The 24,832-nt window shown below is 71.5% G+C and carries 14 protein-coding genes; 3 read left to right on the top strand and 11 right to left on the bottom strand.

Going from position 1 to position 24,832, the window contains the following annotated elements:
- Positions 1–11 precede the first annotated feature (11 nt).
- From OCJ37_RS05735 to pilG, 6 genes are all read right to left on the bottom strand, one after another.
- Entirely contained in the window at positions 12–1,376 is a 1,365-nt protein-coding gene (locus tag OCJ37_RS05735; protein ID WP_263112719.1) for a chemotaxis protein CheB, read from the bottom strand.
- Positions 1,363–8,802, bottom strand: a complete 7,440-nt coding sequence (locus tag OCJ37_RS05730; protein ID WP_263112718.1) for an Hpt domain-containing protein — start codon at positions 8,800–8,802, stop codon at positions 1,363–1,365. Before OCJ37_RS05730 ends, OCJ37_RS05735 begins: the two co-directional genes overlap by 14 nt.
- A gap of 111 nt (positions 8,803–8,913) precedes the next feature.
- Positions 8,914–10,950 (bottom strand): methyl-accepting chemotaxis protein, encoded by a 2,037-nt coding sequence (locus OCJ37_RS05725; RefSeq protein ID WP_263112717.1) that lies wholly within the window; start codon positions 10,948–10,950, stop codon positions 8,914–8,916.
- Between the two features lie 40 nt (positions 10,951–10,990).
- Positions 10,991–11,521, bottom strand: a complete 531-nt coding sequence (locus tag OCJ37_RS05720) for a chemotaxis protein CheW (RefSeq protein ID WP_263112716.1) — start codon at positions 11,519–11,521, stop codon at positions 10,991–10,993.
- Between the two features lies 1 nt (position 11,522).
- Positions 11,523–11,885 (bottom strand): response regulator, encoded by a 363-nt coding sequence (locus tag OCJ37_RS05715; RefSeq protein ID WP_145702163.1) that lies wholly within the window; start codon positions 11,883–11,885, stop codon positions 11,523–11,525.
- A 17-nt stretch (positions 11,886–11,902) separates the two neighbouring features.
- A complete protein-coding gene (pilG, locus tag OCJ37_RS05710; RefSeq protein ID WP_003472648.1) occupies positions 11,903–12,304 on the bottom strand; it encodes a twitching motility response regulator PilG in 402 nt (133 codons plus the stop codon).
- A 244-nt stretch (positions 12,305–12,548) separates the two neighbouring features.
- Here pilG and gshB point away from each other — a divergent pair, with 244 nt between their 5' ends.
- The 3 genes from gshB (at position 12,549) to OCJ37_RS05695 (ending at position 17,838) form a co-directional block, all read left to right on the top strand.
- On the top strand, positions 12,549–13,499 hold the full coding sequence (gene gshB, locus OCJ37_RS05705; protein ID WP_263112715.1) for a glutathione synthase: 951 nt from the start codon (positions 12,549–12,551) through the stop codon (positions 13,497–13,499).
- Positions 13,496–14,377 (top strand): energy transducer TonB family protein, encoded by an 882-nt coding sequence (locus OCJ37_RS05700; RefSeq protein WP_263112714.1) that lies wholly within the window; start codon positions 13,496–13,498, stop codon positions 14,375–14,377. Before gshB ends, OCJ37_RS05700 begins: the two co-directional genes overlap by 4 nt.
- 470 nt (positions 14,378–14,847) lie before the next feature.
- Positions 14,848–17,838: a TonB-dependent receptor gene (locus tag OCJ37_RS05695; RefSeq protein WP_263112713.1), complete on the top strand. Its 2,991-nt coding sequence runs from the start codon at positions 14,848–14,850 to the stop codon at positions 17,836–17,838.
- A 57-nt stretch (positions 17,839–17,895) separates the two neighbouring features.
- On the opposite strand, the gene OCJ37_RS05690 is transcribed toward OCJ37_RS05695, so the two are convergent.
- The 5 genes from OCJ37_RS05690 to mrcB all read right to left on the bottom strand — a co-directional run bounded on the left by OCJ37_RS05690 (position 17,896) and on the right by mrcB (position 24,793).
- Positions 17,896–18,819, bottom strand: a complete 924-nt coding sequence (locus OCJ37_RS05690; RefSeq protein ID WP_263112712.1) for an ADP-ribosylglycohydrolase family protein — start codon at positions 18,817–18,819, stop codon at positions 17,896–17,898.
- Complete coding sequence (tsaB, locus tag OCJ37_RS05685) at positions 18,816–19,517, bottom strand: tRNA (adenosine(37)-N6)-threonylcarbamoyltransferase complex dimerization subunit type 1 TsaB (protein ID WP_263112711.1); 702 nt, start codon at positions 19,515–19,517, stop codon at positions 18,816–18,818. The genes OCJ37_RS05690 and tsaB overlap by 4 nt, the downstream gene beginning before the upstream one ends.
- A 132-nt stretch (positions 19,518–19,649) precedes the next feature.
- The gene (locus OCJ37_RS05680) at positions 19,650–21,641 is read right to left on the bottom strand and encodes a DNA repair helicase YoaA (protein ID WP_263112710.1); all 1,992 of its coding nucleotides are present in this window, start codon (positions 21,639–21,641) and stop codon (positions 19,650–19,652) included.
- A gap of 171 nt (positions 21,642–21,812) precedes the next feature.
- The gene (locus tag OCJ37_RS05675) at positions 21,813–22,331 is read right to left on the bottom strand and encodes a tetratricopeptide repeat protein (RefSeq protein ID WP_263112709.1); all 519 of its coding nucleotides are present in this window, start codon (positions 22,329–22,331) and stop codon (positions 21,813–21,815) included.
- 17 nt (positions 22,332–22,348) lie between these two features.
- Positions 22,349–24,793, bottom strand: a complete 2,445-nt coding sequence (gene mrcB / locus OCJ37_RS05670) for a penicillin-binding protein 1B (protein WP_263112708.1) — start codon at positions 24,791–24,793, stop codon at positions 22,349–22,351.
- Positions 24,794–24,832 lie beyond the last annotated feature (39 nt).

The following is a 24,832-nucleotide window of genomic DNA, read 5'->3' as shown; positions in this document are numbered from 1 at the left end:
CGGGTGGCGGCTCAGCCGCTCCATCGCGCGGACAGGGCTTGCGCCAGCTGCACGGGGTCGCCGCCGGGATGGCCGCGGCCGATCAGGTGCGCGCCGGCGACCGGGTCGTAGCAGCCGTCGCCGGTCTGGCCGGCGACCCAGGCGCCTTGCGCGGCCAGTGCCACCACGTCGTCGACCTGTTGCGGGTCGCTGCCGCTGAGCAGCAGCACGGCGCTGTGCGCGGCCGGCAGGCCGGCGACGACCGAGGCGCCGGCGTCCTGGACGACGAAGCGCAGGCCGGCGCCTTCGCCGCCGCGCACGCCGACGTCGTCGGGCAGGATGTAGACGTTGCCCGCGCCCACCGTCGCGCCGGCTTCGGCCAACAGCACCGGCAGCGCGGACACGCGCGCGATCTGCTTGACCAGGTTGGCGTAGCGGCCGCCGTCCAGGCGCAGCTGCACCAGCAGCGGCTGCGGGAAATCCGGCGGCAATGCGGCGAGCAGGCGGCGGATGGCGTCGGGACCGCCGATGCCGGCCATCACCAGCACCGCACCCTGCGCGGCGGCGGTGGCGCGACCGGTTGCAGGATCGGTGGCGGCGTCCGCTTCGGAATCCAGCGCGACCAACGACAGGCCTTCGGTGGAGATCTGCATCTGGCTCAGCGGCGCGCGCGCCTGCACGGCCAGCGGGGCGTCGTCGTCCACCAGCGACCAGGCGCTGGCCGGCAACGCGGGCGGTGCGCTGGCCGGCTCGGGTTCGGCCGGCGCCGCTGCGCTCGCGGCCGCCGGTTGCGGCGCCGTTGCTGGCGCGGCCGCATCGCCCGCCGCGGCCTGGTCGCGCGAGAACTGCAATTCCTCGAACCCGGGCGCGACATCGGCCGGCGGCTGCCAGGCGTAGAAACTGTCGCCGGGCACGGTGGTGGCGAAGCTGGCCGCTTCCTCGACGTGGAAGCCGATCGGTGCGCCTTCGTGCAGCTGCGCCGGGGTTACCGGCAGGCCGGGTTCGGGCTGCAGGCCGGTGTCGTTCTCGCGTCCCGGCGGCAGCACGTCCTGGTGGCCTTGCAGCTTGGCCGCCAGGTGCCGCGCCCAGCGTTGCGCTTCCCAGCCCTCGCGGCGCGCGGCCAGGTCGGCCTCGTCGAAGATCACGGTGATGCCGGGCAGGTCCAGCGCTGCGTCGAGCCGTTCCAGCGCGTCCTCGATCGCCGGTTCCAGCGCGATCAGCACCGCGCTGGGCGCGGCATCGGCCAGGGTCTGCGCGTCGATCGCGGCCGGGTCGTCCTCGAGCACGATCGCCGCGCCGACCTGGTGCAGCGCCTCGCGCAGGCGCTCGCGCGCCTGGCCGGGACGCGCCAGCAGCGCGACCGGGGTGCCGGTGGCGGTGCCGTCATTCGCGAACACGGGCGATTCCCAGCAGGTCGTACACGTTGCGCATCAAATCCAGCTCTTGATAGGGCTTGCCCAGGTAGCGCTGCACGCCGATCTCGAAGGCGCGCTGGCGGTGCTTCTCGCCGCTGCGCGAGGTGATCATCACGATCGGCACCGCCTTGTAGCGGGGGTCGGCGCGCATCGCGGTCGCCAGTTCGTAGCCATCCATGCGCGGCATCTCGATATCCAAGAGCATCAGGTCGGGCACGCGCTCTTCGAGGCGCTCCAGCGCCTCGATGCCGTCGCGCGCGGCGATCACGTCGAAGTTGTGGCGTTCCAGCACGCGGCCGGTGACCTTGCGCATGGTTAGCGAATCGTCGACCACCATCACCAGCGGCACGCGCCGCTGTTCGGTCGGCGCCGCTTCCACCACCGGCCGCGCCGGCTGCGCCAGGTAGCGGCGCACCAGCGGGGCGACGTCCAGGATCACCACCACGCGGCCGTCGCCGGTGATGGTGGCGCCGTAGATGCCGGGCACCGAGGCGATCTGCAGGCCGACCGGCTTGACCACGATTTCGCGGTTGCCGAGCACCTGGTCGATCGCCACCGCGGCGCGCAGGTCGCCGGCGCGCACCAGCAGCAGCGGCACCTGCGCCTGGCCTTCGGCGCGCGCCGGGGCCTGGCCGACCAGCGAGCCGAGGTCGTGCAGCGCGAATTCCTCGCCGCTGTAGTGGTAGCCGCCGTCGGCCGCCTCGAAGCGCTCGCGGCTGATGCGGCCGATGCCGCTGACCGAGGCCACCGGCACGGCGAAGGTGGTCTCGCCGATCTGCACGAACACCGCCTGGGTCACCGCCAGCGTCTGCGGCAGGCGCAGGGTGAAGGTGACGCCCTGACCCCACACCGAATGGATATCCACCGAGCCGCCGAGCTGGCGCACTTCGTTGCGCACGACGTCCATGCCCACGCCGCGGCCGGCCAGCTGGCTGACCTGGTCGTAGGTGCTGAAGCCGGGAGCGAAGATCAGCGAATCCAGTTCTTCCTCGGACAGCGCGGCGCCGATCGCGATCAGCCCGCGCTGTTCGGCGCGGTGGCGGATCGCGTCGCGGTTGAGGCCGGCGCCGTCGTCGGCCACTTCCAGCACGATTTCCGAACCTTCGCGGCGCAGGCGGATGGCGATGCTGCCCTCCTCCGGCTTGCCGGCGGCGCGGCGCTGTTCCGGCGTTTCCAGGCCGTGCGCGACCGAGTTGCGCAGCATGTGTTCCAGCGGCGCGATCATGCGGTCGAGCACGTTGCGGTCGAGTTCGCCGTGGGTGCCTTCCAGGGTCAGGTGCACCTGCTTGCCGGTTTCGCTGGCGGCCTGGCGCACCACGCGGCGCAAGCGCGGCACCAGGCCGTCGAACGGCACCATGCGCGCGCGCATCAGCCCGTCCTGCAGTTCCGAACTCACCCGCGACTGCTGTTGCAGCAGGCCGTCGTACTGCCGCGCCAGGTCGTCGAGCACGCCCTGCAGGCCGCCCAGGTCGGCCGCCGATTCGTTCAGCGCGCGGCTGAGCTGCTGCAGCGTGGAGAAGCGGTCCAGTTCCAGCGGATCGAAGCTCTGCTCGGTCTGGTCCTGTTCGCGCTGGTAGCGGGCGACGATCTGCGCCTCGGTTTCCAGGTCCAGGCGCCGCAGCTGGTCGCGCAGACGCGCGTTGGTGCGGTCCAGTTCGGACATCGCGCCACGGAACGCGCCGAGCTGCTGTTCCAGCCGCGAGCGGTAGATCGCCACTTCGCCGGCGTGGTTGACCAGGCGATCGAGCAGGTCGGCGCGTACGCGCACCTGTTCCTGCATCGGCCGCGCGATCATCGACTCCTCGTCGAGCGTGCCGTCCACCGGCAACGGGGCCGACAGCGGCGCCGGCTCCGGTGCGGGCACCGATTCCGGATCGACCGCGGCCTGGATCATCGCCGCCACGTCGGCATCGTCGGCACGGACCTCGGCGCCGGCATCGACCTGCACGCTGCGGCCGTGGGTGCGCGCGTCGAAGCGGCCGATCAGGTCGGCCGGCATCGCCACCGCGCGGTGGGTGCCGGTGAGGGTGAGCAACTGGTGCAGGCGGTCGAAGCCGCGCTCGAGCAGTTGCACGTCGCCGCGGTCGAGTTCGGTGCGGTTGGCGGCCACCGCCTCCAGCAACGATTCGATGCCGTGGCCGAGGTCGCCGATCGCGTTGACCCCGGCCATGCGCGCGCCGCCCTTCAGCGTGTGCAGGTCGCGCTGCAGGCCGGCGAGCGCGTCGCGGTCCTGCGGCGCCACGCGCAGCTCGGCGACCAGGCGATCGCAATGGTCGAGCAGATCCTTGCCTTCCTCGACGAAGATGTCGACGAGTTCGCGGTCCAGGTCGGCGAAGTCCAGCGGCCCCAGATCGACCGCGGCCAGGTCGGCCGGCACGGCGTCGCGCTGGGCGGGTTCGGCGGTGGACGGGGCGTCGGCTGCGCCGGTGGGGGCGTAGTGTTGGTCGCCGGTTGTGGCGTCCGCAAGTTCGGCGGCATCTGCATGCGACGGTTCGAGGTCGGCCTCCGTCGCAGGTTCGATGGTCTCCAGTGCAGCGGCATCCGCGTGTGCAGGCTCGGCATCCGTCGGCTGCCCGGCGTCGGCTTGTTCGGCCGGCTGGATCTGGTCGGCTTGCGTGTCATGGGCATGCGACGTGGCGTCGTTACCGGCTTCGTCCTCGTGCGCGGCGACGTGCGTTGGCGCGTCGGCCGTGTCGGTCGGATGAGTGACTTCGGCATCGTCCGAGGCGGCAGGCGTGGCGTCAGCTACATCGGACGTGGCGTGCGCGACGCCGTCGGCATGCGGCGCCAACAGGTGGTCGCCCGCGTCGGTCGCGTCGGCGGTCGCCGAATGCGTATCGGCGTCGGCCTGTTCGGCATGGCGGTCGATATCGGCGGCGGCGTCCGGCTGCAGGTCGGCTGCAGTGTCCACGTCGTCCTGGGTGTGCGATGCAGCGTCGGCATGCATTGCCGGCGCGCTTTCGCTCGCGTCGGTCGCAGCAGCATCGGCCGAAGGCGTCTCGACGTCGGCGTGTGCAGTGCGACCGTCGATATCGTCGGCGGCGCCATCCGGCTGCCATTCGGCCGTGGCGTCCGCGCCTTCCTGGGCGTGCGACGCAGCGTCGGCAGCGCCATCGCCCGCGTCGGCCGGATGCGTCTCGGCATCGGCCGGGGCGGCATGGCTATCGGCATCGTCCGCAGCCGCGTCCATGTCGCCCTGCGCTTGCGACGCGGCAGCGCCATGCGCATCGGCATCGGCATGCACCGCAGCGTCGTCCGCCGCCAGCGACGGTTCGGCATCGTCGTTGGCCGAGACCGGTTCGGTGCCGTGCCAACGCGTGGACGGCTGCGCGGACTCGGCGCTGAACGCATAGCCCTGCGGATCGCGCTCCTGGTCGTGCTCGTGCTCGGCGAACGCGTCCTGGTCGCGATCCCGGCCGTGCGCGTCGTGCTGCGATTCGTCGTGCGCCGCGGCGTCGACGGCTGCCGCGTCCGGTTCCTGGACTTCGGCCGCGCCTTCCGGCGGCGGCAGTTCGCTGTCCGTCGGCACGCGCTCGTCGGCCAGCGGCGCATCGACGGTCAGTTCGTCGAGCTTGCCGTCCTGGGCCAGCAGCGCCTGTTCGTCGGCGTCGATCGCGGCAGGCGCGGCGTCGCTGTCGGCCGGCGCGGCGACGGCCGCATTCGATTCCTCTGCCTCGTCCTCGCCCGCCGCCACGCTGGCGCCGCGGTCTTCCTCGGTGAAGGCTGCATTGCCGTCGTCCACGACAGCCGTCGCCGAGGCGTCGCCTTCGGCAGAGGCGTCGCTCGCCGCTGGCGCATGCGCATCGTCGGAAACCGGCGGTTGCGCCAGTGGCGCATCGGCCGCTTGCGCCACGGAGGCATCGGCATCGTCGGCAACAGCAGCGGCGGCATGGTCCGCGCCCGTGGCTGCGTCGAGATGCCTGGCGTCGCCCAGGTACGCCGACAGGTCGTCGGCCGCGGTGAGTTCGATCGCCTGCAGCGCCGTCGGGTCCAGCGCCGCGTCGGCCTGCGCCGGCGCCGCGTGGCCGTCGCTCCCGTCCTCGCCCTCGTCCTCGTCGCGCGCGACCGCGGACCACTGCGCTTCCGGCAGCGTGGCCACCAGCGCCCGCAGGCGCTGGGAGAGCTCGGTGTATGGCGGGATCACCGGCGACGGCGCCTGCAGTTCCGCGATGGTGCCGGCGATCGCGTGCGCGGCATCGTCGAGCGCGCGGACGCCATCGGCACTGGGCGGCAGGTCGGCCGCCAGCAGGCGCTTGACGTAGTTTTCCGCCGGGCCGGTGACCTCGGTGATCTCCGGCACGTCGGTCATCGCGAACGCGCCGCTCATCGTGTGCACCGCGCGCAGCAGCGCCTCGGTGGCCGGCTGCGGCGCATGCTGCAGCCAGTCGCGGACCGTCTCCAGGTGGGTGCCGACCTCGGCTTCGAGGATCTCGCGCAGCACGCTGTCCACCGAGGCCGGGGTGCCGGCGCGCGGCGCGGCCGCGGCCGGCGTCGGCGCGGCGGCGAAGTAGTAGGCGTCCTCGCCGGCGGCGATGCGCTCGGCGACCGCCTGCATCGCGTCCAGGTCGGCGTGGATCACGCCGTGCCCGCGCAGCGCGGCGTTGAGTTGCGGCAGGACCTCGTAGGCCAGTTCGACCATCGTCACCACCGCCGGACTGGCCGCGCGGGTGCCGTCGAGCACGCGGTTGAGCATGCTCTCGATCTTCCAGCTGAACTCGCCGAGCACGCGCGCGCCGACCAGCCGGCCGCTGCCCTTCAGGGTGTGGAACACGCGGCGGATCGGGCGCAGGCTTTCCATGTGGCTCGGCGAGGCGCGCCAGGCCGGCAGCAGGCTGCCGAGGTTGACCAGTTCCTCGTCGAACTCCTCGAGGAATACGTCGCGGATGTCGGCATCGATCTCGCCACCGTCGTCGACGAAGCCGCCGTCGATGGTGACGGGCGCGGGAGACGCGGCGCCTGTGCCTGCGTCGCTTGCCGGCGGCGCCGGTTCGTCGCTGCCCTGCGTTGCGCCGGCCGTGCCGGTCGCGGCAGGCGGCGCGGCGACGTTGAACTGCGCGGCCGCGGCGTCGAGTTCGGCCAGGAACGCCGCCGACGCGTCGTCCAGTTCGATCGGCTGGATGCTGGCCTTGTGCACGCCGGGCACCGGCGCTTCCGGTGCCGGAGACGGCTCCGGCCAGGTCAGGTCGACGAACGGGCTAGATTCGGTATCGGTATTGGCGTCGATGTCGGCATCGGCGTCGCCAGGCACTGCCGCACCGGCATGCGCGTGCGGCGACGCGGCAGCATCGGCCGCGCTCGCGGACGTGGCATCGTCCGACGACGGTTCGGTGGCGTGCGCGCCGAGTTCGGCGGCGAACGCGTCGTCGTCGGCCAGGGTCGCCGGCGTCTCGTTCCAGGCGATGCCGTGCGCGTCGTCGGCTGCGGCCAGCGGCGCGTCGGCGAAGGCCGGCGCGTCTTCCAGTTCGATCACCAGCACGTCGGCGTCGGCGGTGCCGGCGAAGCCGGCGTTCGGCGCGTCGACGATGAGCAGGGTCGTGTCGTCGCTGCCGGAATCGTCAGCGGATGCGGACTCGGCGGACTCGGCGGCCACCGGGTCGAAGCCATAGCCGGCCGGCGCGGCAGCGTCGGACGCGGGCGCCGTGTCGGCAGGCGCGGCGGACTCGCCGGCCGACGCGTCTGCGCCCTCCGGCCGGAACGCATCGCCTTCCAGCGCCAGCGTATCGACGCTGATGTGCAGCGGCTCGGAGCCCGCCAACCATTCGTCCTGTTCGGCGGCGACCGGGTCGAAACTGATCGGCGACGCCGGGGCGCCGACGGCATCTGCTCCATCTGCACCGTGCGCGGCGATGCCGGACGGCACGCCGTCGTCGGCGCGATCGACGCGCTCGACAGCCTCGGTGTTCCCCGCGGTCTCGGTGACGTCGTCCAACGTCCACTGCGACGCCCGCGGCGCCTCGCCCGGCAACGGGGGCAGTACGCTTGCGGCGAGCGGCGCGTCCGCGACCGGCGCCAGATCCCAGGACGGCACCGGCGGCGGCGCGACGGCCGCGCGCGGCGCTTCGCTGGCGGCCGGCGCGGCATCCGGCTCGAGCAGCGACGCCGCGGCTCCGTCGTCGGCTGCCACCTCCTGCCCTGCCAGCACCTCCTGCGGCGCCGGCGCATCGCTCGGCAGCGGCCAGTAGCGCAGCGTTTCCAGGCTGGTGCGGGTGATGTCGAGGATTTCCTCGCGGCCCGGGCGGCGCTCGCGCAGCGCTTCCAGGTAGTACTCCAGACTGGCCATCGCATCGGCCAGCGTGTCGAGCTGGCGTCCGCTGGGCACGCGGCGCTTGCCGATCAGTTCGATGGCGACGTAGCGGCGCACGCCTTCCAGGTAGTCGGCCGGCTGCGGCAGTTCCAGCATGCGCAGCGCGCCGGCGACCTCGCCCAGCAGGCGCGGCACTTCGCTCAGGCGCTCGTGGTCCCAGTTGGTCTCGATGAAGGCGACGAAATGCTCGCGCGCCGCGGCGAAATTGGCGATCGCCTCGTGCGCCAGCACTTCCACCGTGCGCCGCGCCTCGGCGGCGCTGGCGTCGTCGTGGATGCCGGCGCTGGCGCCGAGATAGGCGACCTGGTCGTCGAGCGAGGCATCCACGTACAGCAGCGCGCCGGCGATATCCAGCAGCAGGCCTTCGTCGGCCTCGCGCTCGCCGTCGACGATGCTGCGCAGCGAATCGCGCTGCTGCACCACCACGCCGCGGGCCACGCCCAGGCCCATCACACCGAGGGTGTCGGCGACGTTGCCGAGTTCGTCCACCTGGGTCTGCAGCGCGGCGACGTCGCCGCCGGTGCGCAGGTGCAGGTCGAGCGCGTCCTTGACCCGCAGCAGTTCTTCCTTGATCGCGGTGCCGACGGTGTCGAGCAGTTCGCGGTTGCGGCCGCTGAGGCTGCCGCGCGCGTGATCGAGCTCGGCCTCGGTGGCGCTGGCAGCGTCCGGCGACAGCGCGAACAGCGCGCCTTCGCTCAGGCCCGGTTCGCCGCGCGCGGCGCGGATGTCGTTGAGCAGCGGCAGCAGCACGATCGGGATGTCGCGGTGGCCGTCCTGCAGGCGCTCCAGGTAGTCGGGCAGCAGCACCGTGCCGCGCATCAGCGTCGCGCAGGCCTCGTCGCGGTCGGGCGCCTGGCCGTTCTGCACGGCGATGGCCAGCAGTTCCAGTTCCTCGGCGACCATCGCCGGCGCGTACAGCTCGACCATGCGCAAGGTGCCCTGCACCTGGTGCAGGTAGCCGGCGCAGAAACGCATGCGGCTGGTGTCGGCCGGGTCCTCGACGAAGTATTCGATCTCCCCGCGCACCTGGCGCAGGGTCTCGTCCAGCTCCGGCTTGACCCAGCCCAGCGCGGCGTGGCTCATCGCATCGCGCAGCGCGCTCATCGCGGCGCCCCTGCGGACGGCCACGCGCCATGCCGCGCATGCGCGGCGGCGGTGTGCAGGGATTTTTCACGGTACGTCATGTGCGCTTCCTTCCACCCTGTTCCGATCCGCTCACGCCGGCAGCTTGAAGTCGGCGACCGAGCGCCGCAGGTCCGCCGCCAGCTGCGCCAGCCGCCCGATCGAGTCGGCGGTCTGGCCGGCGCCTTGCGAGGTCTGTCCGGTGATGCGACGGATCACGTCCATCGTCTGGGTGATGTCCGTCGCCGCGGCGGACTGCTGGTGCGCGGCGATGGAGATGTTCTTGATGAGGTTGTTGAGCGCGTTGGAGACGCGCTCGATCTCGGTCAGCGCGGTGCCGGCGTCCTCGGCCAGGCGCGCGCCGGACACCACTTCGGAGGTGGTCTGCTCCATCGAGCTGACCGCTTCGTTGGTGTCGGCCTGAATCGTCTGCACCAGGCCTTCGATGCGGCGCGTGGCGCCGGAGGTGCGTTCGGCCAGGCGCTGCACTTCGTCGGCGACCAGCGCGAAGCCGCGGCCGGCCTCGCCCGCCGAGGCGGCCTGCACCGCGGCGTTGAGCGCCAGGATGTTGGTCTGCTCGGAAATGTCGTTGATCAGTTCCACGATCGAGCCGATCTCCTGGGTCGATTCGCCCAGGCGCTTGATGCGCTTGGAGGTTTCCTGGATCTGGTCGCGGATCTGGTCCATGCCCTGGATGGTCTCGCGGACCACGCCGGCGCCCTCGGCGGCGATCACCACCGAGCGCTGCGCCACCTCGGCCGACTCGCTGGAGTTGCGCGAGACCTGTTCGATGCTGGCGGCGATCTCGTTGATGCGCTCGGACGCCGAGCCGATCTGCTCGGCCTGGTGGCCGGCGGCCTCGGCCAGCTGCAGCGCGGTGGCCTGGGTCTCCTCGGTGGAGATGGCGACCTTGGCCGAGGTGTCGTTGATCGTGGTCACCAGGTGGCGCAGCTCGTCGACCGCGTAGTTGATCGCGTCGGCGATGGCGCCGGTCATGTCCTCGGTGACCGAGGCCTTGACGGTCAGGTCGCCTTCGCCGAGCGAGCTGATTTCGTCGAGCAGGCGCATGATCGCCTGCTGGTTGCGGCTGTTGTACTCGACCTGGGTCTGGTAGCGGATTTCCTGCTCGCGGGTGCGGCTGCGCACCGAGGTCCAGACGAAGCCGACGATCGACAGCAGCGCCAGCAGGCCGGACACCACGCCCAGCCAGAAGTTCGGGAACGGGCGGGTGTCGCGCACGGAGCCGAACGTGGAGAACGCGTCGAACAGCTTCTTGCTGTCCTGGAGCATCTTGTCCGAGCCGGCGGTCAGCGCCGCGGCCGAGGACTGCGCGGCGAACAGGCTGCGCGAGCTGGCCTGCAGCGCGTCCAGGTCCTTCTTCATTTCCGCCCACTGCGCCTGCGACTGCTCCAGCGCGGCCAGCGCGGCGGCGTTGCGCACCGGGGCGATGCCCAGTTCCTCGTTGCCGTTGCGCAGGCCCTCGAGCATCTGCCCGAACACCACCGAGTCGCGCGCCAGCGCATCGCCGGCGCTGGCCGCGCCGCTGCCGCCGGCGCGCATCTCGGTGACGCGGCGGGCCATGGTGCCGGCCACCACCACCTGCTGCAGGGTGTTGTAGATCTGCGCGGCCGGGGCGCCGCCCACGGTCATCGCGCGCACCACCTCGTTGAGCTGCGCCTGCAGCTGCGGCACGCCGCCGACGAAGCGCTCGGCGTTGCCGGCCAGCGCCAGCACCGCCGGCTCGCTGTCCACCACCTGCTGCGCGTTCTTGCCCAGCGGCGCCCAGGTGCGGTTGAGCTCGGCCAGCGGGCCGGCGATGCCGGTCTCGTCGGCATAGCGCGCGTTGAGCTCGGCGACCGTGCTCTCCACCCGGGTCTTGGTCTGCTTGAACTGCTTGTAGGTGGCGGCGTTGCCGGATACCGCGTCGCGGCCCTGGTTGGCCAGCTGCTGCGACAGCACCTGCAGGTCGGCCGCGCCGGTGCTGGCGCCGGCCAGGCGGTTGCCCTGCCAGGTGGCCACGCCGGTGTTGGCGCCGAACACGATCAGCGACAGTGCCAGCAGGCCCAGCCAGAAACTCGTCCCCATGCTGCCAAGCTTGCTGGCCTTGGGGGCGTCCGCTGCAGTACTCATGATTCGACCTCGATCTTCGATGCGAAGGCAGGCCGCGCGCTCAGGCGGCGGCTTGACGGAATTCGGGTGTACGCGACAGCAGCGACAGCGAGAACACGCCCCAGTCGTTGCTGTCGCCGCGGAACGCGCGGTCGACGAAGTGCGCGTAGCGGCCGTGGGCCAGCTCGCCGGGCTCCACCGCCTGCGACTCGGTGAAGCTGCGCTGGCCGAACAGTTCGTCGATGGTCAGCGCCACGTCGCCGCCGCTCTGGCGCATGATCAGCACGCGCTGGCCTTCCAGCAGCGAGGTGCGCTGGCCTTCCATGAACTGCTTCAGATCGACCACCGGGAACAGGTTGCCGCGCAGGTTGCCCACGCCCAGCAGCCACGGCTGCGCGCCCGGCACCGGGGTGATCGGCGGCATGCGCACGATTTCCACCACCTCGCGGAAATCGGACACCAGATGGCGGTTGCCGACGCGGAAGCCGACCCCGCGCCAGATGTTCTCGTCGAATTCGCGCTCGGGCATCTGCACCGCGTGCGCCAGGCTGCGCCGCTCGTAGGCCTCGAGGATGTCGAAGGGCGAACGCACGTCAGCCGACCAGCTGGTTGATGCGGGCGATCAGGTCGTCTTCCCGCGGCGGCTTGACGATGTAGTCGGTGGCGCCCTGGCGCATGCCCCAGACCTTGTCGGTCTCCATGCTCTTGGTGCTGATGATCAGCACCGGGATGTGCCGGGTGGCCTCGTCGCGCGACAGCGCGCGGGTGGCCTGGAAGCCGCTCATCCCCGGCAGCACCACGTCCATCAGCACCAGGCTGGGCGCCTGCTCGCGGACGAGTTTCAGCCCGTCCTCGGCATTGTCGGTGGCGAGCACCTCGTGCCCGGCCTTTTCCAGCCATTGCGTGAACACCGCCCGGTCGGTCGGTGAGTCCTCGATCAACAAGATTCGAGCCATGGTGCCTTTCCCCCTGGTCAGGCGTTGACGTATGTACGGATCGCGCCCAGCAGTTCTTCGCGTGTGAAGGGTTTGGTGAGGTACTGCTCGGAACCGACGATGCGGCCGCGCGCCTTGTCGAACAGGCCGTCCTTGGAGGACAGCATGATCACCGGCGTCGCCTTGAACAGCTGGTTGCCCTTGATCAGCGCGCAGGTCTGATAGCCGTCCAGCCGCGGCATCATGATGTCCACGAAGATGATCTGCGGCTGCTGGTCGGCGATCTTGGCCAGGGCCTCGAACCCGTCGGTGGCGGTGACCACCTCGCAACCCTCGCGCTTCAACAGCGTTTCGGCGGTACGGCGGATCGTCTTCGAGTCATCGATCACCATGACCCTCAGTCCTGCGAGTTCCCCACCCGCAGTCGTGTTTTCACTCATTCACTTGCCCCCCAGGCGCGCGACGCTTCATCGGATCCGACGTCGCTGCGAAACGACATGTATCCCAAGACCCGCTCAGACTGTCAAGGCCGTCGCCACGGCGTTGCGTTGGACCACCGTCCAGCGCCAACTATGTCACAGTTTGCTTGCCGCCGCAGGGCGCCGCGCGGCCCCGTCGCGACGCCCTTGCGCGCGCCCGCCGCCGACCCGCTACCATCCTCCGCTCAGTCCCCCAGGTGCCGCCATGCCGTTCGATGTCATCGTGGTGATGGATCCCATCGCCAGCATCAAGATTGCCAAAGACACTACCTTCGCGATGTTGCTGGAAGCCCAGCGCCGCGGCCACCGGCTGCACTACGTGCGGCCCGGCGGGCTGTCGCTGCGCGAGGGCCGCGCGCTGGCGCAGGCGGCGCCGCTGCAGGTGCGCGACGACAAGGCCGGCTGGTTCGAGCTGGGCGCGTTCGCCGAGCTGGCGTTCGGCACCGGGCAGGTGGTGCTGATGCGCAAGGACCCGCCGTTCGACCCCGAATTCCTGTACGACACCCACGTGCTGAGCGTGGCCCAGCGCGCCGGCGCGCAGGTGATCAACGACCCGCAGGGCCTGCGCGACTTCAACGAGAAGCTGGCCGCGCTGCTGTTCCCGCAGTGCTGCGCGCCGACCCTGGTCAGCCGCGACGCGGCGGCGCTGAAGGCGTTCGTGCTGGAGCACGGCCAGGCGGTGCTCAAGCCGCTGGACGGGATGGGCGGGCGCTCGATCTTCCGCAGCGGCACCGGCGACCCCAACCTCAACGTGATCCTGGAGACGCTGACCGATGGCGGCCGCAGGCTGGCCCTGGCGCAGCGCTTCATCCCCGACATCAGCGCCGGCGACAAGCGCATCCTGCTGGTCGACGGCGTGCCGGTGGACTATTGCCTGGCGCGGATCCCGCAGGGCGACGAGTTCCGCGGCAACCTGGCCGCCGGCGGCCGCGGCGAAGGCCGCCCGCTGAGCGAGCGCGACCGCTGGATCGCCGGCCAGGTCGGCCCGGAGATGAAGCGGCGCGGCATGCGCTTCGTCGGGCTGGACGTGATCGGCGACTACCTGACCGAGGTCAACGTCACCAGCCCCACCTGCGTGCGCGAGCTGGACGCGCAGTACGGGCTGAACATCGCCGGGCTGCTGTTCGACGCGATCGAGGCCTACCCGGCGCGATGAGCGCGGCCGCCGCGACGCCCGCGCCGCGCATCGGCGAGCGCGAACGGCTCAGCGCCACCCTGGTGCTGTCGCTGATCGTGCACGGCCTGCTGATCCTGGGGGTCGGCTTCGCGATCGACGACGACGCGCCGCTGGTGCCGACCCTGGACGTGATCTTCAGCCAGACCAGCACCCCGCTGACCCCGAAGCAGGCCGATTTCCTGGCCCAGGCCAACCAGCAGGGCGGCGGCGACCACGACAAGGCGCAACGCCCGCGCGACAGCCAGCCCGGGGTCGTGCCGCAGCAGCACGACGGCCTGGCGCCGCAGGCGCTGCGCGCGCAGACCGCGGCGGCGGCGCCGGAGCCGACCCCGCGCGTGGTCAGCAGCGCGCGCGGCGAACGCTCGCAGCCGGCGCCGCAGACCCAGCCGCGCACCGACGCCCCGACCCGGCCGGTGGACGCGCAGCGCGAACAGCGCGACGCGGAGATGGCGCGCCTGGCCGCCGAGGTGCACCTGCGCTCGGAGCAGTACGCCAAGCGCCCGAACCGCAAGTTCGTGTCCGCCAGCACCCGCGAGTACGCCTACGCCAACTACCTGCGCGCCTGGGTCGACCGCGCCGAGCGGGTCGGCAACCTCAACTACCCCGACGAGGCGCGCCGGCAGCGGCTGGGCGGCCAGGTGGTGATCAGCGTCGGCGTGCGCCGCGACGGCAGCATCGAGAGCAGCCGCGTGCTGCGCTCCAGCGGCGTGCCGATGCTCGACGCCGCGGCGCTGCGGGTGGTGCAGCTGGCGCAGCCGTTCCCGCCGCTGCCGCACACCGAAGACAACATCGACATCCTGCAGGTGACCCGCACCTGGGTCTTCCTGCCCGGCGGCACCCTGCGCGACGACCGCTGAGCCGCGCGCCCGCGGCATCACGCCCAGCCTCATGTACTGACAGCATCGAGCCGCTCCGGCCCCTCTCCCACCGGGAAAGGGTCGGGGTGAGGGTGCGTCGGCACGGACGGCCGCGCTCCCCGAACCGCCTAGGCTCCGCCGTCCCTCGTCCGCTCCTTCGGGGCACCTTCTCCCTTCTCCCGCCGGGAGAAGGGAGCTGCCTGCGTTGCGCCATGGAGAGGAGATCTGCAGCGAAAGATGGCAGGCGCTCCTGCGCATCCGCAACAGCGACGCGCGCCGGGCGACTGCGCCCAGGCGCCATCGCCCGAGATAACGATTGGTGCCGCCGACATAACCACGCGGCATTTCTGAATAGGCGCCGCATTAAGGTTAATGGGGACGGGGAACGTTACCGCGCACACCGCATCGCCAAGGACGAATGGATCGGAGGCCGGCGCGCATCCCCGCCCCCACCACCCGAGCCGTCTCCCATGAAAAAGCATCCCCTACTCCGCAGGCCCGCCCTGCTCGCGCTGGCGCTGGGCGCCGCTCTTGCCGCGCCGCCGGTCCTGGCGCAGTCCACCACCGGCGCCGTCGCCGGGCAGGCGCCGGCCAATGCGCAGCGCGTGCAGGTGCGCAGCGACAGCGGCCTCAGCCGCGAAGTCGCGGTCGACGCGCGCGGCCGCTACAGCATCGGCCAGCTGCCGCTGGGCACCTACACCATCGTCGCCAAGGGCGCCGACGACGCCGTGCTCGGCAGCCGCGAGGGTGTGGGCCTGACCGTCGGCGCGGTCACCGACGTTTCCTTCGCTGCGGTCACCAGCCTGACCGGGGTCAACGTCAGCGCCGACCGCGCCGCCGCGGCGATCGACGTCAGCAGCGTCGACTCGCGCACCGTGATCGATGCCGAACAATTGCAGCGGCTGCCGCTGGGACGCTCGGCCGAGGCGATCGCGCAGCTGGCGCCCGGCGTGGCCGGCAACAGCGGCAGCGGCACCTACAGCGGCCCGACCGGCGCGCAACTGCTCAGCTTCGGCGGCTCTTCGGCCGCGGAGAACGCCTATTACATCAACGGCTTCAACACCACCGACCCGCTGCGTGGGCTGGGCGGGCTGACCCTGCCCTACGGCAGCATCGACCAGTTGGAGGTCTACACCGGCGGCTACAGCGCCAAGTACGGGCGCTCGGACGGCGGCGTGATCAACGCGGTGGGCAAGCGCGGCAGCAACGAATGGCATTTCGGCGGCCAGGCGACCTGGGAGCCCGATGGCCTGCGCGCCTCGCAGAGGGACGTCCACGCGCCGGGCGACGGCACGCTGTACCGGCCGGACAGCAAGAGCAGCGCCACGCTCAGCACGCAGAGCCTGTACGCCGGCGGCCCGCTGATCCAGGACAGGCTGTTCTTCTTCGGCTCCTACGAACTGCAGCGGCAGGACGGCGGCAGGTTCTACGGCTCCCGGGAGAACAACACCGGCTACTACGACTACGACTACCGGCGGCCGAGCTGGTACGCCAAGCTCGACTGGAACATCAGCGACAACCAGCTGCTGGAGATCACCGGCGCCTCCAGCCGCTACATCACCCGCGGCAGCTACTACGACTACAGCGGCCACGACATCGGCGCGCGCCGCGGCAGCGCCGACACCACCAAGACCGGCGGTGACCTGTGGACCGCCAAGTACACCGGCTACCTCACCGACCGCCTGACCTTCAGCGCCCAGTACGGCAAGCAGCGCACCGACGACTACACCGGCAACCCCAACTACAGCGGCGCGCTCACCTACGTCGACGACGCCGTGTTCCAGAACCCGGCCTACACCGGCGGCACCCCCATCACCAACGCGCAGACCACCGCGCTGCTGGTCGATCCCGACCGCGGCAACCGCACCGACAACCTGCGGCTGGACCTGAACTACGTCATCGGCGAGCACAGCATCACCATCGGCATCGACAACCAGAACGCGCGCGCGCTCAACCGCGGCTCGGTGGCCTCGGCCGACGGCTACCAGTGGATCTACGGCCAGTCCAACCCGAACGTGCCGATCAACACCGGCCTCGGGGTGCCGGCCACCGGCGGCTACGCCAACGGCGAGGACGGCTACTACGTGCGCAGGTACGTCTACAGCGCGCTGGCCTCGGTCCGTGCGGCGCAACGTGCGCAGTACATCGAGGACAACTGGCAGGTCGGCGAGCGCCTGCTGCTCAGCCTCGGCCTGCGCCTGGACCAGTTCACCAACTACAACCGCGACGGCGACGCGTACATCAAGCAGACCAGCGGGCAGTGGGCGCCGCGCCTGGGCTTCAGCTGGGACGTCGACGGCGATGCGCGCTTCAAGGTGTACGGCAACGCCGGCCGCTACTACCTGGCGCTGCCGCTGAATCCGGCGTTCAACGCCGCCGGCGCGACCCTGGCGACCTCGACCTACTACACCTATGGCGGCATCGACGCCAACGGCTATCCCACCGGCCTGACCCAGATCTCCGACGCGGTCTCCTCCAACAACAATTACGGCATCCTGCCCGATCCCAGGACCGTGGCCACGCAGGGCATCAAGCCCTCGTTCCAGGACGAGTTCATCCTCGGCTTCACCAAGGCCTGGGGCGACAACTGGGTCTACGGCGCCAAGGGCACCTACCGCGTCCTGCGCAGCGGCGTGGACGACTACTGCGACAGCGACTCGGTGTTCGCGGCGGCGGCGGCGCAAGGGCATACGGTGACCCTGGACAGCAACCCGGTCAGCTGCTGGCTGATCAATCCGGGCAAGTCCAACACCTTCACCCTGGTGGACACGTCGGGCAACTACGTCAGCGTGCCGCTGAGCAATGCCGAGCTCGGCTTCCCCAAGTTCAAGCGCAACTACTACGGGCTCAACCTGTCGCTGGAGCACCCGTTCGACCAGCGCTGGTACGGGCGCCTGGACTACACCTGGTCGCGCAGCTACGGCACCACCGAAGGCCAGCTGCTGTCGGGCATCGGCCAGACCGCGGTGTCCACCACCCAGGCCTGGGACTATGCGCAGCTGATGGAACACACCAACGGCCCGCAGAGCAACGACCACACCCACCAGTTCAAGTTCTACGGCTACTACCAGTTCACGCCCGAATGGCTGGTGTCGGCCAACCTCAAGGCGATGTCCGGCACGCCGTTCAGTGCGCTCGGCTCGTACGGCGCCGACCAGAGCGATCCGTCCGGCTACGGCATCGCCTACCACTACTACCAGGGCGAAGCGGCCCCTCCCGGCAGCCAGGGCCGCCTGCCGTGGCTGAAGCAGCTCGATCTCGGCGTGTCGTGGCGGCCGGCGGCGGCCGACCACAGGCTGGCCTTCAACCTGGACGTGTTCAACGCCTTGAACGGCCAGGCCACGCTGTGGAAGTACCCGTATTCGGAAACGGACCCGGGCAACAGCGATCCGGTGTATGGCGCGGCGTTGCTGCGCCAGGCGCCGCGTTCGGTGCGGCTGAGCGTCAGCTACGACTACTGACCGCCCCCGCGGCCTGCGGGGGCGCCGGCCAGGGACGGCCGGCCTTCCTGCGCGCACTCACCCGGGGACGCTGGCCGCATGCAGGCGGTCGGCCAGCGCGACGATCTCCGCCGCGTCCTGCACCCGTGCGCGCCAGGCCGCGGGAATGCCATCGATGCCGTAGAAGGCGCCGGCCAATTGCCCGCAGATCGCCGCGGTGGTATCGGCATCGTCGCCGAGATTGGCCGCGCGCAGCACTGCGTCGGCGAGGCAATCGGTCGTCGCGAAACACCACAGCGCCGCCGACAGCGCATCGACCACGTAACCGGTGCCGCGGATCCGGGTGGCCGGCACCGCGGCGTGGTCGCGGACGGCCAGCGCGCGCAGCGCCGGCGTGTCCAGGACCAGCTGCGGCGCCTGCAGCAGCTGCGCGCGGTCGCCGCCGAGCAGCGCCGCGCGCAACTGGAACGCGAACAGCCGGCAGGCGTCCAGCGCCTCGGCGGCGGCATGCGTGGTGCGCGAACTGTCCGCGGCGCGTTCGGCCAGCACCTCGGGGCGATGCGCGTAATACATCGCCACCGGCGCCAGCCGCATCAGCGAGCCGTTGCCGGCCGCGTGCGGGTCCTCGCTGCCGCTGAAGGCCGGGCCGCCGTCCAGATAGCGCTCCAGCGCCTGGCGCACGGTGCTGCCGATGTCGAAGCAAATGCCGGTGCTGCTGAGGTAGCCATGCCGGTACCAGTTGCAATAGCGGTTCATCTGGTCCGCCGCGTCGAAGCCTTCGCGGTACAGCAGGCTGTGCGCCAGGCACAGCGCCATCGAGGTGTCGTCGGTCCACTGCCCGGGCCGCAGCTCGAACGGACCGCCGCCGACCATGTCGTCGATTGGCGCGAAGCTGCCTGGCGCCTTGAATTCCAGCGTCGTGCCAAGCGCATCGCCGACCGCCAGGCCCAGCAGGCAGCCGCGAAAACGCGCGCGCTCGGCCTGGGCCTGAGCCTCGGTCACCGCGCGGCCCGCTGTGCCTGCTGCTCGGCCAGGGTCAGGGCGACGTTGTCGCGCAGGTAGGCCGGCTCGGCGCGTTCCGGCGCGATCGCTTCGCCGCGGGCGTGCGCGGCCAGCGCCAGGGTCAACACGTCGGCGGCATGCGGCAGGGCCTGCGCATCGGCGCTGCGCAACTGCGCGCCCAGGCGCCGCTGCAGCGTGCCGTCGATGGCGGCCAGCCCGGTGCCGACGCCGTGCCAGGGCGCATCCGCCTGCGGCAGCACGAACGCGTCCGGGACCAGGACCTGCTCTGGCGTCAGCGCATGCAGTCCTGCGGCGTCGCGCACGAAGGTCGCCGCGTAGATCTCGCCCATGCGCGCATCGATCGCGGCCAGCACCCGCGGCGCGTCGGCCGGCGCGCGCAGGGCCAGCGCGTGCAGGGTGGACACCGGCAGCACCGGCAGGTCCAGCGCCAGGGCGATGCCCTGCGCCAGCGCGATCGCCAGGCGTACGCCGGTGAACGCGCCGGGGCCGCGGCCGAAGGCGACCGCATCGAGCTGGCTGCGGCCGATGCCGGCCTCGGCCAGCAACTGCTCGGCCCACGGCAGCGCCAGTTCGGCATGCCGGCGCGGCGCCAGCTCGAAGCGCTCGAGTACCTTGCCGTCGACGTGCACGGCGACGGACAGGGCTTCTGTGGCGGTTTCGAAGGCGAGAATGTTCATGGGGCCGGGATTGGGGATCGGGGATCGGGGATTCGCAAAGGCGAAAAGCCTAGCATCCATCGCTCGATCACCGGGGCAAGGAGCGCCGTGTCCAATGGCTGCCGGCTGGAGCGCGATGACGCCGTGTCGCGTTCAATGCGCCTGCGCTTCTTCGAGTCCCGAGTCCCCGTTCCCGAGTCCCGACCCAAAAAACGCCCGCACGTCCTCCACGTCGCGGGTGCGCGCGAACGGCGGCAGCGATTCCAGAAAGGTGCGGCCGTAGGACTTGGACAGCAGTCGCGGATCGCACAGCACCAGCACGCCGCGGTCGGTCTCGCTGCGGATCAGCCGGCCCACGCCCTGCTTCAGCGCGATCACCGCCTGCGGCAGCTGTTCGTCGCGGAACGGGTTGCCGCCGTCGCGGCGGATCGCGTCCAGCCGCGCCTCGAACACCGGATCGTCCGGCGCGGCGAACGGCAGCTTGTCTATCACCACCACGCTCAGCGCATCGCCCACCACGTCCACGCCCTCGCGGAAACTGGCCGAGCCGAGCAGCACGCCGTTGCCGGACTCGCGGAAACGCTGCAGCAAGGTCGCGCGCGGCGCCTCGCCCTGCACGAACAGCGGCCACGGCCCGTCGCGCAGCGCCTCGGCCGCCTCGCGCAGCGCGCGATGCGAGGCGAACAGCAAGAAGGCGCGGCCCTGCGAGGCCTGCAGCACCGGATGCAGCGCGGCGATCAGCGCGGTGCCGAAGCCGCGCGCGTTCGGGTCCGGCAACGCCGGCAGGTAGCACAGCGCCTGCCGCGCCCAGTCGAACGGGCTGGGCTGCAGCAGGGTCATCGGGTCGCTCAAGCCCAGGCGCGTGGCGATGTGCTCGAAATCGCCCTTCACCGCCAGCGTCGCCGAGGTGAACACCCACGCCGCGTGCGATTTCTCGCGATGCATGCGCAGCGGGCCGGACACGTCCAGCGGCGTGCGCTGGCAGCGGAAGCCGCGCGCGCTCAGCTCGTACCACAGCACGTCGTTGGACGGCGGCGCCGGCTCGGCATCGAAATCCGGGATCGGCGCGTCGTCGCCGAGCCAGTGGCCCAGCCGCGCGCGCATGTCCTGCGCGCGCGCGGCGCAGGCGTCGAAGCCGGGCGAGGCCTCGCGCAGCACCGCCAGGCTCTCCTGCAGCCGCGCCAGCTCGCTCAGCAACGCATCGAAGCCGTCGCGCACCTGCGGCTTGGCCAGCAGGCGCCACTGCGTGCCGCGGGTGGGCAGCCCTTCCATCGCCGCGCGCAGTTCGCGCAAGGCCTGCTCCAGCGCCTGCACCGGCGCCTGCAGGCTGGCCAGCGCGCCGGCGACGTGGCGGCTCTCGGCCAGGCAGTCGCGCGCCAGTTCCTGCAGCGGGCGCATGCCGAAGCTCTCGCCGAAGAAGTTCGCCGCCAGTTCCGGCAGCTGGTGCGCCTCGTCGATGACGAAGGCCTGCGCGCCGGGCAGGATCTCGCCGAAGCCTTCCTGTTTCAGCGCCAGGTCGGCCAGCAGCAGGTGGTGGTTGACCACCACCACGTCGGCGGCCTGCGCGCGTTGCCGCGCCTGCACCACGAAGCACTCGCCCCAGAACGGGCACTCGGTGCCCAGGCAGTTGTCCATGGTCGAGGTGACCAGCGGCAGCAGCGGCGAATCGTCGGGCAGCGCGTCGAGCTCGGCGATGTCGCCGAAGCGGGTGCGTCCGCCCCAGGCGACGATGCGCTGGAACTGCGCGATCTGCTCGCGCGCGGTGAAGCGCGGCTCGCCCTTGGCCTGCTCCAGCCGGTACTTGCACAGATAGTTGGCGCGGCCCTTCAGCAGCGCGCTGTTGAGGCCCACGCCCAGCGCCGCGCGCACCCGCGGCAGGTCGCGGTGGTAGAGCTGGTCCTGCAGCGCGCGGGTGCCGGTGGAGACGATGGTCTTCAGCCCCGACAGCAGCGCCGGCACCAGGTACGCATAGGTCTTGCCGGTGCCGGTCCCGGCCTCGGCGAGCAGCACGTCGCGCTGCTCGAACGCCTCGGCGATCGCCGCGGTCAGCCGCAGCTGCGCCGCGCGCGGCACGAACGCATCGAGCTGGCGGGCGAGCGCACCGCCGTCGCTGAGCGCTTCGGTGCTGGCGTGGGCGAGGGACATGGGGCCGGGATTGGGAGTGGGGATTGGGGATTGGCAAAAGCGGCGCGTTGCGCCCGCGGCTTATGCGTGCGCGCCAAACATGAAAGGGGGGAACACTGCAGCGGTGCGGCTCATCCGGAACATCCGGTGAACTTCGCCTCGCGAATCCCCAATCCCGAATCCCGGCCCCACTCAATAGCGCTTCAACCCCGGCACCGTGCAGCCTTCGATGTGCGCGTGCGCGGAGACCGCATTCTCCTTCTGGCCGCGCGCCAGGCGCGATTGCTCGATCGTCGCCCAGTGGCGGCGGCACAGCGGGCCGGTCTGCGAGCCCAGGTCGATGGCGCGCTTGGCGAAGGCCTCGGCCTGCGCGTTGTCCTTCTGCAGCAGCGCCACTTCGGCGCGGTCCTGCAGCGTCGTGGGGTCGTCCGGCACCAGTTGCAGGGCCTGGTCCAGCGCTGCCGCGGCGCCGGCCAGGTCGCCGGCCGCGCGCTTGCGCTTGGCGCTGTCGCGCAGGTCCTCGACCTGGGGATCGCGCAGCGGCTGCACGCTCAGTTCGGTGTCGTCGGCGCCGCCGCTGGCCTCGACCGCGGCCAGCCGTTGCGCCGGCGTGGTGGTGTCCGCCGGCGGCGGGGGCGGCGGCGGCGGCGCGCTGACGCAGGAGGCCAGCAGCAGGCTGAGGGCGGCGACGGCGGGGGCGTATCGGGTCATGGCAGGCATCCGGGGGATCATTGCGCTGGCGGTGTGGAGGCCGCGTCGGCAGGCGGCGTTTCCTTCTTCTTGTCCAGGCCGAACCAGCTGCGCCAGCCGCCGCCCTGGTGCTGCTCGCCGTCGGCGGGCGCCGCCTCCTCCTCGGGCAGCGCCTGCGGCGGCGCGCACGGGGCGTAGGCCGGGGCGAAGCCGACCACGAACGGGAACTGGCGCGCGCCTGGGCAGCTGGGGTCGGTGCTGTTGCTGCCGGCCGGGTCCATCCACTGCCAGTCGATGCCCTTGCCCTGCACCTTCAGCGGCGAACTCGGCAGCCGCGCGAAGATGCCCGACCACACCCGCATCGCGCCGGTGGCGCCGTACAGGCCGGTCTGCTTGTTCTGGTCGTTGCCGATCCAGATCACCGCCAGGTGGTCGCCGGTGTAGCCGGCATACCAACTGTCCACGCCATCGTTGCTGGTGCCGGTCTTGCCGGCCGGCGACAGCCTGCCCAGACCGTCGCCGAGCAGCTGCCGCGCGGTGCCGTTGCTGACCACCTGCTGCAGCGCCAGCCCGACCAGGTTGGCGGCGACCGAGTCGCCTTCCTGCGCCGGCGCCGGCGCCTTGTCGTAGCGCTTGAGCAGCTTGCCCTGCGGATCGAGCACGCCGCGCACCGCGTGCAGCGGCTGGATCTGCCCGCCGGAGGCGAGGAACTGGTACAGCTGGGTCATCGCATACGGGCTCTGGTCGGTCGCGCCCAGGATCAGCGAAGGATTGACCTCGGCCTCGAGCCCGGCCAGCACCTTGACCAGCTGCGCCACCCGCTCCGGCCCGACCTGCATGCCGATCCGCACCGTGGCCTGGTTGTACGAATGCGCCAGCGCATCGACCAGGCGCACCGTGCCGTGGCTGCGGTTGTCGGAATTGCCCGGGGTCCAGCGCTTGCCGCGGCTGAGCTGCACCGTCACCGGCGAATCGTCGACCCAGCTGGCCAGCGAATAGCGGTCCGGCTGCGCCAGCGCCAGCAGGTACACGAACGGCTTGAGCAGCGAGCCGACCTGGCGCTGCGCCTCGATCGCGCGGTTGAAGCCGGGCTGCGACACGTCGCGGCTGCCGACCACCGCCAGCACGTCGCCGTTGTGGGTGTCGGTCAACACCAGGCCGGCCTGCAGCGGCGGCCGCTTTCTGTTGGTCTCCAGCGACTTGAGGGTGCGGGTCACCGCGCCCTCGGCATAGGCCTGTGCCGACGGCGACATGCCGGTCAGCACGCTCAGCCCGGCGCCCTGCAGCGCGCTTTCCGGGTAGTCGCGCGCCAGCTGGCGGCGCACCAGGTCCACGTAGGCCGGGAAGCGGTTGGCCGCGACCAGCCCCGGGTTGGCCGGCACGCCCAACGGCGCGGCCAGCGCCTGGCGGTAGGTGGGCTCGTCGATCAGCTCGCTCTGGCGCAGCTTGCCGAGCACGAAGTTGCGCCGGTCCAGCGCGCGCTCGGGATAGCGCCGCGGATCGTAGTAGGACGGCCCCTTGACCAGGCCGATCAGCAGCGCCACCTGTTCCGGCGGCAGCGCGTCCAGTTCGCGCCCGAACCAGAATTCCGCGCCCGAAGCGACGCCGTGGATCGCCTGGCTGCCGCGCTGCCCTAGGTACACCTGGTTCAGATAGGCCTCCAGGATGGTGCGCTTGTCGTAGCGCGCCTCCATGATCAGCGCGTACAGGATCTCGTTGAACTTGCGGGTGAGCGTCTGCTCCTTGCCGATGCCGAGCAGGCCGCTGCGCGCCAGCTGCTGGGTCAGGGTGCTGGCGCCCTGCCGGCTCTTGCCGCCGGAGCGCACCATCACCCACGCCGCGCGCACCATGCCGCTGAGGTCGATGCCGTGGTGGTAGTTGAAGTCGCGGTCTTCCACCGCCTGCAGCCCGGTGACCAGCAGCTCGGGCACTTCGTCCACCCGCACCAGCCGCCGCTCTTCCTGCTTCTGCCCGTACAAGGTGGCGATGCGCGCCGGATCCAGACGTACGGCGGTCAGCGACTTGCGCGTCTGCGCATCGCGCAACGCCGCCACGCGGCCGCCGGACAGGCTCACTTCCACCCGCTTGGGCGCGACCCGGCCGTCCACGTCGACGTAGCCGCGGCTGGCGATGACGAAGCGGCCGCCGTCCTGCTGGTAGCTGCCGGGGCGCTGTGCGCCTGGGTCCTCGCGATAGCTGGCCGCGTCCAGTTCGGTCTTCAGCGTCTGCGCGTCCATCGCCGTGTCCGGCGCCAGCGCCAGCGGCCGTGCGTAGACCCGGGTCGGGATCTGCCAGCGCAGTTCGCCGAAGCGCTGCGTCACCTGCTTGTTCAGATAGACCGTGTACGGGATCAGGAAGCCCAGGCCCAGCGCGGCCGCGGCCAGGCCCCAGGTGAGCAGGCGCCGGCGCCAGGGCGAGGCGCCGCTGTCGAGATCGTCGGTGTCCTGATCGTCGGTGTCGTTGTCGTCGTAGCGTCGTGGCACGGGGATGCGAGAATGTAAATTCCGGCGAGTCTAGCGCAG

The organism is Xanthomonas sp. AM6 (assembly GCF_025665335.1).
Lineage (GTDB): Bacteria > Pseudomonadota > Gammaproteobacteria > Xanthomonadales > Xanthomonadaceae > Xanthomonas_A.
This window is presented reverse-complemented; position numbering and strand designations above follow the sequence as displayed.